The sequence below is a fragment of the Microbacterium sp. J1-1 genome, from assembly GCF_024498615.1.
GTDB lineage: Bacteria > Actinomycetota > Actinomycetes > Actinomycetales > Microbacteriaceae > Microbacterium > Microbacterium aurugineum.
The window spans coordinates 1,565,157-1,577,382 of the sequence record NZ_CP089590.1 but is presented as its reverse complement, the minus strand read 5'-3'; the positions used below and the strand labels follow the sequence as shown (position 1 = coordinate 1,577,382).

Sequence of the window (12,226 nt, the reverse complement as noted above, 5' to 3'; positions counted from 1 at the left end):
TTTGAATGTAACTGTGTCAACGCGCTCACAGCAACTTTATTCCCGGGCTGTAATCTCGGACGATGAGCAGTACCGGCGCCGACCTCACAGGGCCCACCACAGGTTCGATCCCGCGACGAAGACGGCGCGTGCCGTTCTGGGACAACGCGCGGTACTTGTGCATCGTGCTCGTCGTCCTCGGACACGCGATACAACGCCTCACCTACGACTCCGACATCGCGTTCGCCCTCTACCTCGCGCTGTACGCGTTCCACATGCCGGCGTTCGCGATCATCTCCGGGTACTTCTCCAAGTCCGGCTCCCCCACCAAGACGCAGATGGCCCGGGTGATCACGGACATCATCCTCCCCTACGTGATCTTCGAGACGCTCTGGACCCTCACCAAGTGGGCCGTGGAAGGCGAGGCATCGCCCAACTTCACGAAGCCGAGCTGGACGCTCTGGTTCCTCCTCGCCCTCGGCATCTTCCGCCTGGTCCTCCCCTATCTCGCGCTGCTGCGCTGGCCGTTGCTGTGGACCGTCCTGATCTCGATCGGCTCGGGCTATCTCCCGAACGTCGACAGCACCTTCTCCCTGTCCCGCACGCTCGGACTCCTCCCGTTCTTCGCGCTCGGCTGGTGGCTCCGCGAGCATGACATCGTCGATCGACTGCGGTTGCTCGACTTCCGCCCGTGGTGGATCCGCGCCGCCGCGGCCGCCGTCATCGCCGCAACGGGCTGGGCGGCCTGGAACTGGCTGCCGCTCTGGCAGGCCATCGACCTTCGACACTGGCTGTTCTATGAGGACGCCTACTCCGATCTGGGCGGCGACCAGTGGTGGGCGGGCGGGATCCGGATCGCCCTGATGCTGCTGGCCGTCGTGCTGTGCGCGGCGTTCTTCCTCCTGATCCCCCGCGGCTCGTATTGGTGGACGTCCTTCGGTCAGTACACGATGTACGTCTACCTGCTGCACTCCTTCGTGCTTTATCCGTTCCGCGAGACAGGCGTCCTCCGAGACCTCGAACCCACCTGGCTCTGGCTGCCTCTGGTCACCGCACTCTCGGTGCTCGTCGCACTTCTGCTCGCGACCCGGCCGGTGCGCTGGGTCTTCCGCCCGCTGATTGAACCGCGCCCGGGGTGGCTCTTCGCCGACCCCGAACTCACCCGACGGGAAGGGCGCCGCAACGATCCCACCGGTTCGCGGCGTCCGCGTCCGACCTCGTGACGGCCATGAGCGTGGCGCACACCGTGCGGGACAGCATCGTGGAGGCAGCCACACTCTCCGGCTTCGGCGCACACGGACTTCACGTGCGCATCGGCGACGCCGAGGCCGAGCACCGGTGGACCGCCGACGTCCGGGAAGACGTGCACTCCGTCGCGAAGGGCGTCTGCGTCCTGGGCACTGCCCTCGCCGCCGACGAGGGGCTGGTCGACGTCGACGAACCGGTGGTCTTCTCTCTTCCCGACTTCGCGCACGGTGACGGGGTCGAAGAGGTGACGCTGCGCCATCTCCTGACGATGTCGAGCGGGATCGATCTCCCCTGGTCGGAGACCCTGATGACGGATTGGCCCGACCTGGCGCGCGAGTTCCTCCGACGCCCATCACGCGGGCGCGTCTTCCAGTACTCCAACGCGAGCACCTACACCGCGATGACGGCTCTCGCGGCGCGAGTGGGCGACGTGGGCGAGTATCTGGATGCGCGGCTCTTCGCTCCGCTCGGCATCACCGACGTCGCCTGGGCACGCTGCCCGAACGGACGCATCGAAGCCGGCGGCGGTCTCCCTCTCCGTACGAACGAGATGGCGCGCATCGGGCTGCTGATTCGAGACCGCGGGAAGTGGCGAGGCAGACGGCTGGTGTCGCCGGAGTGGATCGACGCGATGCATGAGGATGCCGTCGTCGCCGGCGAGAACCCCGGATACGACAGCTATGGGCTCGCGGGATGGGGCGGCCCAGGCAGTGCGTGGCGGCTGCACGGAGCCTACGGTCAGCTCCTGATCTTCCTCGACGACGCGGTCGTGACGATCAGCGCGAACGACCATGCCGGTGCCGACGCGATGGCGGCCTCGGTGGTCGCGATCCTCGAGGACGCCCTGCCGACGCCCTGAGGTCAGGCGAAGAGATCGGCTCCGACGTACGACCCCGGCTTCACCCCGGCAGGAACCGCCCAGATCCCTGAACCGACGTGCCGGATGTACTCGTTCATCCGATCGGTCGAGAGTCGCCGCTGCAGGGAGACGAACTGCGCCGGATCGCGCTGGTAGGAGAGGAAGAACAGCCCGGCGTCGAGTCGTCCGAGATCGTTGTTGCCGTCGACGTAGTTGTATCCACGACGAAGGATCCGGATGCCGTCGTTGTGCTCGGGATGCGCGAGGCTCACATGACTGTTCTCATCGATCGCGGTGCCCTGGAAGTCGGGCGCGGTGAACTCGTCACCCCCGGAGAGAGGAGCCCCCTCCCCCTTGTCCCGCCCGATGATCGCATCCTGCTCGGACAGGCGCACCCGGTCCCAGGTCTCGATCAGCATCGCAATCTTGCGGGCGACGAGGTACGAACCGCCGGCGAGCCACACGGGCTCATCCTGGGTCGAGACCCAGACATGATCCCTGAGCGCGGCGGCATCATCGGCGAGGATGTTCGCCGTACCGTCTTTGAAACCGAACAGGTTGCGCGGCGTCGCCTGCGCCGTCGTGGTGCGCGACGTCTTGCCGAACCCCAGCTGCGACCAGCGCAAGCGCGCGCGTCCGAAAGCGATGCGGCTGAGGTTGCGGATCGCGTGCACGGCCACCTGCGGATCATCCGCACACGCCTGGATGCACAGGTCTCCGTGGGATGCCTGCGGGTCGAGGTCGTCCCCGAGGAACGCCGGCAAGCGCTCCAGTCCCGCCGGCCGCTGCGCAGCGATCCCGTAGCGGTCGCCTTCCTCGTTCTCGAACAGTCCCGGACCGAAACCGAAGGTGAGGGTGAGTCCCGAGGCAGGAAGGCCCAGGGCCTCACCCGTGTCGTCCGGAGGCGCTTCGGCCGACCCTCCGACGGCACCCGTCGCGCTGACCTCGAGGCCCTGCGCCATCCGCGAGGCCGCATACGACCAATCCTGCAGCAGCGAGATCAGGTCCTCCCGGTCCGTGCGCGGCATCATGTCGAAGCTCGCGAAGTGGAGGTGATCCTGCACCGGGGTGGTGATGCCGGCCTGGTGCTCGCCGAAGAAGCCGTACGCCGAGTCCGCGTCCTCCGCCGCTCGCGCGCGACCCAGCGCCACACCTCCGGCGAGCCCGGCGCCCGCTCCGACGGCGAGCCCCGCCACACTTCCGCCGATCGCCAGACCGAGGAGCCCTCGTCGGCTCAATCCACCGGAGGCGGATGCATCGCGCGTCGCCGCCTCGTCGGGTGCGGCGCCCTCTTCAGGTTCGTTCACGTCCGTGATGGTATCCGGTCGGGGCACGCGGCTGATCAGTCGAGAACCGTGCTGGTGAGCTGCGAGAGCGGCTCGGCGAGGGCGTTGATCAGATCGGTGAACTCCCGCTTGTCGCCTTCCGTCAGATCGGAGTATCCAACGAACCCGTCCGTCAGCGAACCGTGTGCGGCGAGCGAATCGTCGAGGGACGCGTAACCCGCTTCGATCTCGCCGACGAGCGCCTCCCCGTCCTCGCCCTGCGCGACGGCGAAGTCCTTCACAAGCGAGAACGCCATCTTGGACCCCTCGACGTTCGCCGCGAAGTCGTAGAGGTCGGTCCCGGACCACCAGTCCTCCTCGCCGGAGATCTTTCCCGTCGCGACCTCGTCGAGCAACGCGATGGCGCCGTTGGAGATCCCGCCGATGCCCTGGTCATCGAGAGCCGTCGTGAAGTCGTCCGAGTGCACGTATTCGCACAGCTCCTGGACGTCGGCGAGAAGCAGGTCACCGTAGTCGGCGCGCTCCTGGGGTGTCGACGGTGCCCAGTCCTGCCAGGCTGACGTCTCGCCGTCGGCGTTCAGCGCGTCCTGCGCCGGCACCCACAAGTCCTTCTCGATGCGGTGGAAGCCTGTCCAGTCCAGCCCCTCCGCGACGGCGTCGACCTCACGGTAATCGATGCGTGGGTCGAGGTCGCCCAGTGCCTCGGCGACCGGCTCGATGCGCTCATAGAACGCGCGGGTCTGCGGGAAGAGCTCCCGTGCGGTGGCGTCATCGCCGGATTCGTACGCGGAGACGAAGTCCTCGACGGCCGGGACGAGCTGGCCGACCTGGTCCTTCACGAACGCGGCGTAGAGGTCGACCGCCTGCTGCTTCTGCTCGGCGTCGGGTCCTTCGACCGCCACCCGATCGCCCGTGACGGTGAAGGCGGCCTTACCGACTCCGTCACCGATCATGCCCGGCTTGCAGAGCGTGAAGTACTCTCCCGGCTGCGCCACGACCGTGAGGGTGCGGGATGCCGCGGGGGCGATGTTCTCGACCTCGCCGACGATGCGGAGACCGTCTTCGGCCAGGAGGTAGAACTCGGAGACCTGATCGGTGTCGTTCTTGACGTCGAAGGTGAGCGTCCCGCTCTTGGCCGTGGCCGCCGACACGGCGCAGTCGGTAGCGGTCGAGGATACGGCGAAGGCGGCATCCGCGGCGACGTCGCTCTTCGCGACGCACCCGCTCAGGACGAGCACTGCGGCACCCGCGGCCGCCAGGGTCCCCAGGACACGGTGAGAGGTGGTCATGCTGCTCCTTGTTGTGTGAGAGAAGTGGGTGGCGGCCCGGACTCGGGCTGCGGCGCGTCGTGTGACCGCACCGGACGCGGAGACCGCAGGCCCCGCACGTACAGTGATCCGACGACGAGGATGTAGAGGGTCCACGCGATGACCTGGACCCACGTCATCGCGGGCATGAAGCCGACCGTGGCCTGCAGCACCGCGGCCAGCGGACCACTCGGCGCGATGACGGCCGACACGTCGAAGGCCCAGCCGAACGGGAACCCCGCTCCGCCGACGGCGACCGCGCCCGCCACGGGGTCGAGCGGTGCAGCGGCGGTGAACGGCCCGGGGAGGGCACCCGCCTCCTGCAGATCCATCAGCGCGTAAGCGAGCACGCCGGCCGCGACGATGACCAGGAAACCACCGGTCCACGCGAAGAAGCGGCGCAGGTCGAGCTTCACGGCTCCGCGGGAGATGAGCCAGCCGACGATGACGGCGGCGGCGAGGCCGAGCAGCGCACCGAGCAGAGCGGAGGGAGCGTCGCCGAAGGCCTGCACCATCGACCACAGCAGGAGAGTCGTCTCGATACCTTCACGAGCGACGGAGACGAAACCGATCGCGACCAGCGCCCAGAGCCCGCCGGTGGTGAGCGCACGATCGAGACCGCCCTCCAGCGTCGCCTTCATCGTGCGTCCGGCGCGCTGCATCCAGAAGATCATCCACGTGACCATGCCCACGGCCAGGAGCGAGAGCCCGCCGCCGATCAGCTCCTGCGCCTCGAACGTGAGCTCGTAGGCACCGAAGGTGAGCACGGCTCCGATGCCGAGGGCGAGGGCGATCGCGAGTCCCACTCCGGCCCACATCTTCGGGAGCGCATCCTGACGGCCGAGGCGACGGAGATACGCGACGAGGATGCCGACGACCAGCGCGGCTTCCAGACCTTCACGGAGGCCGATGAGAAATGTGGCGAGCACGGGAGAACTCTCTTGCGATGACTGAGGTAAGGCATCCCTTACCTCCAGGACTCTAGCATCCCCTCGACGCGATATCGGAACAGGATGCGTCGGGCTGGACGAACGTGCGCGGTAACGCGACGCAACAGTCGCCCTCACTCCGGGACGGCCGACGTACCCTCGGTCCATGGCTGAACTCTCGCTCCCGATCCTCGACCTGTCCCAGCTCGATCAAGGCCCCGAGGCCGCGGCACGCTTCTGTGAGAGCCTCCGGACGGCGACGCACGACGTCGGCTTCTTCTATCTCACGGGCACGGGCATCTCCCCGGAGCTGGAATCACGTCTGCACCGCGCTGCGCGCGACTTCTTCGCCCTCCCCGAGGAGGACAAGCTCGCGATCGAGAACGTGAACAGTCCGCACTTCCGTGGCTACACCCGCATCGGCGGCGAGCGCACCCGGGGCGAGGTCGATTGGCGTGAGCAGATCGACATCGGGCCCGAGCGCGAGCCTCTGGACGACGGCCCCGCGTTCAACCGCCTGATCGGGCCGAACCTCTGGCCGGCTGCACAACCGGAGTTGGAGCAGGTCGTGGCTGAGTGGCACGAAGCCCTCTCGGAGGTCTCGCGCACACTGTTGCGCGCCTGGGCGCTGGCGCTCGGTGCCGACGAGACGTACTTCGACGAGCACTTCGGGGAGCCGTCGACCCTCATCAAGATCGTGCGCTACCCGGGCACCCATGAGCCGGAGCCGCAGCAGGGTGTCGGGGCGCACAAGGACTCCGGTGTGCTCACGCTGCTGTGGGTCGAACCCGGCAAAGGGGGACTGCAGGTCGAACGCGACGGCGTCTGGGTGGACGCTCCCCCGGTGTCCGGGGCCTTCGTCGTGAACATCGGGGAGCTGCTCGAGTATGCGACCGGCGGATACCTCAAGGCGACGAACCATCGTGTCGTCTCGCCGCAGGCACCGGACGACCGCATCTCGATCCCGTTCTTCTTCAACCCCGCGCTCGACAAGCGACTGCCGTTGATCGAGCTCCCTGCGGAACTCGCGGCGGAGGCGAACGGGGTGACGAACGACCCGGACAACCCGATTCACGCCCTCTACGGCGAGAACGCGCTGAAGTCACGCCTGCGCGCCCACCCGGACGTCGCAGCGATCCACCATGCCGACCTCGTCGGCGCGCGGGTCTGAGCGGGAGCGCCCACCTGTCGCGTGCCTCCGCGACTGCGTGACCCGCCACACATGACGAAGGCCGCCCCACACCGTGGGGCGGCCTTCTCAAGAATGTTCTGCGCGATTGAACGCTGGCGGAATCTGCCTTATCGGCGAAGACCCAGGCGCGCGATCAGCGAGCGGTAGCGCTCGATGTCGACGCTCTGGAGGTAGCCGAGCAGACGACGGCGCTGACCCACGAGCAGGAAGAGGCCACGACGCGAGTGGTGGTCGTGCTTGTGCTCCTTCAGGTGCTCGGTGAGGTCCTTGATGCGCTGCGTCAGCATCGCCGCCTGCACCTCGGGGGATCCGGTGTCACCGGGGTGCGTCGCGTACTCTTCGATGATCGCCTTCTTGACGTCTGCTTCCAGTGCCATAGATTCGATCCCCTCTCTGCTTGTTGCGCGGCGCCCGACGCCTGATACGTGGGCTCTCTTTATCCGCGGCCGATCGAACGGCAACCTGAAGAGTCTACCAGCCGAGCGCTCCCCCGTGTGACACGGGCGGATGCCGCCCACCCCGGTGCAACTAGGCTCGAACGGTGCAGAAGAAGTTCCACCGGTGAGCGCGCGCCGCGGTCATCTGATCGACCTCACCCCACTGAGGACCAGTCCCGCCTTCGCGCGGATGTGGATCGGTTCGACCCTGGCCGGTATCGGCGGGCAACTGACGATCGTCACGGTGATGCTGCACGTGTTCGTACTGACCGGGAGCACCTTCGCGGTGTCGATGATCGCGGTCGCCGGACTCGTGCCGATGATCCTCGCCGGACTGTACGGCGGGATGCTCGCGGACGCATTCGACCGGCGGCGGGTGGCGCTGATCGCGGCCACGATCACGTTCGTCTCGACCGCACTCCTCGCCGCCCTCACCTGGACGGGCAGTGAGACCATCTGGTGGCTCTATGCGTTGAGCATGATCAACTCGGCGGCGAACTCCGTCGGGATGGCCACCCGCACAGCCATCGTCCCTCGACTCATCCCCCGCACGCAGCTCGCCGCGGCATCCGCATTGAACGGCGTCGCGTTCGGGCTCACCGTGATGGCGGGCCCCGCACTCGCCGGGCTCCTGGTGGCGCTCACCGGCTACGGCTGGACCTACACGATCGACGTCGTGCTCATGCTCTCGATGTTCCTCGGGCTGTGGACCCTCCCGGTGCTGCGCCCGGAAGGGGATGTCGTGCGACCAGGCTTGGCATCCCTCGTCGACGGGTGGCGATTCCTCCGCAGGGCCGGCAACATCCGGATGCAGTACATCATCGACATCATCGCCATGACCTTCGGTCAGCCCCTCGTGCTCTTCCCGGCGTTGGGCACGGTCCTCCTCGGTGGAGGCGCCATCACCACCGGAATCCTGACCGCGGCCGTCGCCGTCGGCACCTTCGCCTCGAGCCTCTTCTCCGGACGCGTCGTCCAATATCGCTGGCACGGCCGCGGGATCGCGAGGGCGGTCGAGGCATACGGGGCGTCGATCCTGCTGTTCGGTCTGGTGCTGCTGATCGGAGCCCTCTCGGGTTCCGTGTCGGAGGACGCACCGAACGTCGGACTGATCGTCGCCGCCTGCGCAGCACTCGCCCTCTCCGGGGCATCGGACAATGTCAGCTCCATCTACCGCAACACGATGATGCAGGCGGCCGTCCCGGACGCCATGCGTGGCCGACTGCAGGGGCTGTTCGTGGTCGTCGTCGCCGGCGGACCACGAGTGGGCGCCCTCTACGCCGGAACCCTCGCGACCCTGACGACGCTCTGGTTCCCTCCCCTGCTGGGCGGCGTCCTGGTGATCGCCCTGGTCGCGATGCTCTCCCGCCGGAATCGCCGTTTCCTCGACTACGACGCAGAAGACCCCGAGCCCTGAGGGCCCGGGGTCCTGGATGCTGCGCGCAGCGCGATCAGTCCTGCTGCAGGGCGCCCTGAAGGTCCAGGTTGATCGTGATGTCCTTGCCCACGAGCACGCCGCCGGTCTCCAGTGCCGCGTTCCAGGTGAGGCCGAAGTCCTCGCGGTTGATCACGGCCTTCGCAGAGGCACCCGCCTTGTAGTTGCCGTACGGGTCGGTGCCGAAGCCACCGAAGTCGAGTTCGAAGCTGACCGGCTTGGTGACGCCGCGGATCGTGAGGTCGCCATCGACGACGAGATCGTCACCCTTGACGCGGGTCCCCGTGGAGACGAACTCCATGGTCGGGAAGTTCTCGGTGTCGAAGAAGTCTGCCGAACGGAGGTGTGCGTCGCGGCCCTCGTCGTTCGTGTCGACGGAGGTCACGTCGACGGTCGCCTCGACCTTGGCCTCGAGCGGGTTCTCGGGAGCGATCAGCGTCGCGTTCTTGACGCCGAACGTGCCCCTCACCTTGGAGATCATCATGTGGCGGACGCTGAACGTCACCTCGCTGTGCGAAGGGTCGAGCACCCAGGTGCCGGGACGGTAGCCGGGAATGTCGATGCTGGTCATGGTTTCTCCTTCGGAGACATCGGCCGCGGTTGCGGCGTCGGACAGGGGCCGCAGTGACGCGACCCTCGTGACAACTTACATTCACTCGAATGTATTCCCGCGAATGAAGATCTCGTGCCCGCACAGCACGAGACGCTCCTCTTCAGACGAAGAGGAGCGTCTCGCAGGAACGTCGACGGGGTCAGACCGCGATCAGATCGATGATGAAGATCAACGTCTTCCCCGAGAGGAAGTGTCCGCCACCGGCCGGACCGTAGGCGAGGTGCGGAGGGACGATGAGCTCTCGACGACCGCCGACCTTCATGCCGGGGATTCCTTCTTGCCACCCCTGGACGAGTGCGGCGAGAGGGAACTGGATGGTCTCACCACGACCCCAGGAGGAGTCGAACTCTTCACCGGACTCGTACTCGACACCGGCGTAGTGGACAGTCACGGTGTCGCCGCGCTTAGCCTCCGCGCCGTCTCCTTCGATGATGTCGCGGATGACGAGTTCCGCAGGAGCGGGACCGGTGGGAGCGTCGAACTCTGGCTTTGTGCGATCAGTCATGCTTCCATCAAACCGAGCATCGTGGACGAGGTCAACGCGATCGCACTTGCTCACAGCGAACAGCGAGATCAGGCGTCGACACAAAACCCTCTTGACACTCGGCGAGAGCCGGTGCACCCTGTTTACAGATCAACTCAGCGCCCGGGAGACTCGCAGGCATCGCCGCAGCACCGGGCGCTGAGTCTTGCCACGGGGTCCGTCAGCGCCCGACTCAGTACGCCAGCAACGCCGCCCTGGCTGCGCGCGTGCGGATCAGCAAGGCGCGCTCGTCATCCACCGCGAGGGGATCGCGCCCGGTGATCGCACGCTGGCGGACAGCGGCCAGCGCCGTCGCGTCCTTGATAAATTCGCGCATGAGTGGCCTCCGGTCGCCTCGGAGCCCGCGTGCCCAGGCGAGGCCAGCCTTGCGACCGCTCGACGTGGCAAGCATCGTGACCTCTTCCGGGGTGAACCACCCCGCGCTCGCATACTCGGCGAGGCGGGCCCGGGTGAGGCGCGCCTCCTCGCGGCGCAGCGCGATGATCCCGAGGATGAAGCCGATGAAGAGCGGCACCTGCAGCGTGAAGTAGAGACCGAAGAAGTCGGCGAACGTCGCTGACCCGTTCCACAGTCCGTGCAGCAGCACGGCCCCGAGCCCTCCCAGCAGTCCGGCGCCCAGCGCCGAGCCCGCCGAGCCGTGTCGACGCGCCACGAGGCCGATCGCGAAACCGGTGACGGCGGTGAACATCGCGTGCGCGAAGGGCGAGAGGATGGCGCGCACCGCGAACGTCACGGTCAGCTGCTCGCCACCACCCTCGATCAGGCTGATAGCGAAGTACTGGATGTTCTCGGTGAACGCGAAACCGGCTCCCACGAGCGCCCCGTACACGACGCCGTCGACCGGACCGTCGAAGGCCCGGCGGGCCAGAAGGAAGATCAGGAAGACGCCCAGTCCCTTCCAGAACTCCTCGACGATCGGGGCCTGCACCACCGCGGTGAAGGCTTCGGAGGTGGGACCGATCAGGATCGTCAGGCCGACGTCGACGAGAAGCGTGAGCCCGACAGCAGCCACGGCTCCCCAGGCGATCGCGAAGAAGATCAGTCGCTTGGGTTCGGGCTCCCAGCGGTCGATCATGCGCACACCGAGGAACACGATGGTCAGAGGGATCAGCGCGAGGACCAGGCCGACCACCGAGGCGAATGCGCCCAGCGCCCAGCCGAAGTAGCCGATCAGAGCCAGGAGCAGGAAGCCCAGGAAGCCGAACAACCACAGCGAGATCGTCCGCCCCTTGCGCGTCGGTACCGGCAGCGCCGGAAGCGACTCCGCGGGCGAGGGTGCGACCGGGGCCGGCGGCGTGTACGGCGTCGGCTGGGCCAGTGCCGACGCGTAGCCCGACTGCCGAAACGCTGCCGTGGCCGGCGGAGGCGTGTAGGGCGACGGTTGCTGCGGCGGGGGTGGTCCTCCGAAACTCATAGCCAAAGCCTAAGGGGCACAAGAGAGACGGCCTCGGTATGGCTGTGTCCTCCATCCGCGGACCGGCCGCCACCCGGTAGCGTAGGAGCATGCGGTTCGCTCATCTGCGCCGTCCTGACTCCCCTCGCGCGGTTCTCGCCGTGGTCCAGGACTCGGACGCCATCCTCGTCTCTGATCTCCTGACCGACGCCCCTGCCACGCTGCAGCAGCTCATCGAAGGTGGGGATGCCCTTCTCGAGGCTCTGCGCGTGGCGCTGGCCGCAGGTGCCGCCGTCCGTCATCCGCTCGGTGACTGGTCGTTCGATTCCGCGGTGCTCGCACCCCCGGCCGTCCTTGCCGTGGGGCTGAACTATGCCGCCCACTCGAGCGAGCTCGGCCTGAAGACCGACGCCGCACCCACCGTGTTCACCCTGTGGCCGAACTCGCTCACCGGCCACGATCAGACGACCTCCTGGCCGCGTGACCTCAGCGAGGCCGTGGACTACGAGGCAGAGCTCGGCGTCCTCATCGGCACCCCCGCGAAAGACGTCAGCGAGCAGGACGCCCTCACGCACGTCTGGGGTTACACCGTGGTCAACGACATCACCGCGCGGAACATCCAGTTCTCCGAGGCCCAGTGGTCCCGATGCAAGTCCTTCGACGGGTTCACACCGACCGGGCCCTTCGCGGTGACCGCGGACGAGATCCCCGATCCGCAGGACCTCCACATCTGGACCGTCGTGGACGGGCACACCGTGCAGGACGCGAGCACCGGACAGATGGTGCGCTCCGTCGCGAAGCTGATCGCCCACCTGTCGCAGTCCCTCACGCTGCTGCCCGGCACCCTCATCTCGACGGGCAGCCCCGGAGGCGCCGGGTACTCACGCGACCCGCAGATCTTCCTCCGCGACCACTCGACCGTGACCGTGGGTATCGACGGCATCGGCGAACTCACGACCCACTGCCGCATCACGGACTGAAACGGATCGAACGCACGAGGGGAC

At 67.4% G+C, this 12,226-nt stretch carries 12 protein-coding genes; 5 read left to right on the top strand and 7 right to left on the bottom strand.

Annotated elements, in window-relative coordinates:
* Positions 1–62 precede the first annotated feature (62 nt).
* Together LRQ07_RS07435 and LRQ07_RS07430 are read left to right on the top strand one after the other, a co-directional pair.
* Positions 63–1,202, top strand: coding sequence for an acyltransferase family protein (locus LRQ07_RS07435; RefSeq protein WP_256536296.1), 1,140 nt, complete (start codon positions 63–65; stop codon positions 1,200–1,202).
* A 5-nt stretch (positions 1,203–1,207) separates the two neighbouring features.
* Positions 1,208–2,086 (top strand): serine hydrolase domain-containing protein, encoded by an 879-nt coding sequence (locus LRQ07_RS07430; protein ID WP_232762018.1) that lies wholly within the window; start codon positions 1,208–1,210, stop codon positions 2,084–2,086.
* Positions 2,087–2,088: 2 nt separating this feature from the next.
* Here the strand turns inward: LRQ07_RS07430 and efeB are convergent, their stop codons facing one another.
* The 3 genes from efeB to efeU are packed head-to-tail and all read right to left on the bottom strand — an operon-like array spanning position 2,089 to position 5,608.
* Positions 2,089–3,393, bottom strand: a complete 1,305-nt coding sequence (gene efeB / locus LRQ07_RS07425) for an iron uptake transporter deferrochelatase/peroxidase subunit (RefSeq protein WP_413775535.1) — start codon at positions 3,391–3,393, stop codon at positions 2,089–2,091.
* Between the two features lie 35 nt (positions 3,394–3,428).
* Positions 3,429–4,661: an iron uptake system protein EfeO gene (efeO, locus tag LRQ07_RS07420; RefSeq protein WP_256536295.1), complete on the bottom strand. Its 1,233-nt coding sequence runs from the start codon at positions 4,659–4,661 to the stop codon at positions 3,429–3,431.
* Positions 4,658–5,608, bottom strand: a complete 951-nt coding sequence (gene efeU, locus LRQ07_RS07415; RefSeq protein ID WP_256536294.1) for an iron uptake transporter permease EfeU — start codon at positions 5,606–5,608, stop codon at positions 4,658–4,660. Before efeU ends, efeO begins: the two co-directional genes overlap by 4 nt.
* A gap of 166 nt (positions 5,609–5,774) precedes the next feature.
* Between efeU and LRQ07_RS07410 the strand changes: the two genes are divergently transcribed.
* Positions 5,775–6,779, top strand: a complete 1,005-nt coding sequence (locus LRQ07_RS07410) for an isopenicillin N synthase family dioxygenase (RefSeq protein ID WP_256536293.1) — start codon at positions 5,775–5,777, stop codon at positions 6,777–6,779.
* 128 nt (positions 6,780–6,907) lie between these two features.
* Here the strand turns inward: LRQ07_RS07410 and rpsO are convergent, their stop codons facing one another.
* The gene (gene rpsO / locus LRQ07_RS07405) at positions 6,908–7,177 is read right to left on the bottom strand and encodes a 30S ribosomal protein S15 (protein WP_017203073.1); all 270 of its coding nucleotides are present in this window, start codon (positions 7,175–7,177) and stop codon (positions 6,908–6,910) included.
* A 184-nt stretch (positions 7,178–7,361) separates the two neighbouring features.
* On the opposite strand from rpsO, the gene LRQ07_RS07400 reads away from it, so the two are divergent.
* A complete protein-coding gene (locus tag LRQ07_RS07400; RefSeq protein ID WP_256536292.1) occupies positions 7,362–8,654 on the top strand; it encodes an MFS transporter in 1,293 nt (430 codons plus the stop codon).
* Positions 8,655–8,688: 34 nt separating this feature from the next.
* Here LRQ07_RS07400 and LRQ07_RS07395 read toward each other — a convergent pair whose 3' ends face one another.
* The 3 genes from LRQ07_RS07395 to LRQ07_RS07385 form a co-directional block, all read right to left on the bottom strand.
* Positions 8,689–9,243, bottom strand: a complete 555-nt coding sequence (locus tag LRQ07_RS07395) for a YceI family protein (RefSeq protein WP_232762022.1) — start codon at positions 9,241–9,243, stop codon at positions 8,689–8,691.
* A gap of 181 nt (positions 9,244–9,424) precedes the next feature.
* On the bottom strand, positions 9,425–9,790 hold the full coding sequence (locus LRQ07_RS07390) for an FKBP-type peptidyl-prolyl cis-trans isomerase (RefSeq protein ID WP_047519341.1): 366 nt from the start codon (positions 9,788–9,790) through the stop codon (positions 9,425–9,427).
* A gap of 211 nt (positions 9,791–10,001) precedes the next feature.
* The gene (locus tag LRQ07_RS07385; protein ID WP_256536291.1) at positions 10,002–11,243 is read right to left on the bottom strand and encodes a PrsW family intramembrane metalloprotease; all 1,242 of its coding nucleotides are present in this window, start codon (positions 11,241–11,243) and stop codon (positions 10,002–10,004) included.
* Positions 11,244–11,332: 89 nt separating this feature from the next.
* Between LRQ07_RS07385 and LRQ07_RS07380 the strand changes: the two genes are divergently transcribed.
* A complete protein-coding gene (locus tag LRQ07_RS07380) occupies positions 11,333–12,202 on the top strand; it encodes a fumarylacetoacetate hydrolase family protein (protein ID WP_047519345.1) in 870 nt (289 codons plus the stop codon).
* The last annotated feature ends 24 nt before the right edge of the window (positions 12,203–12,226 follow it).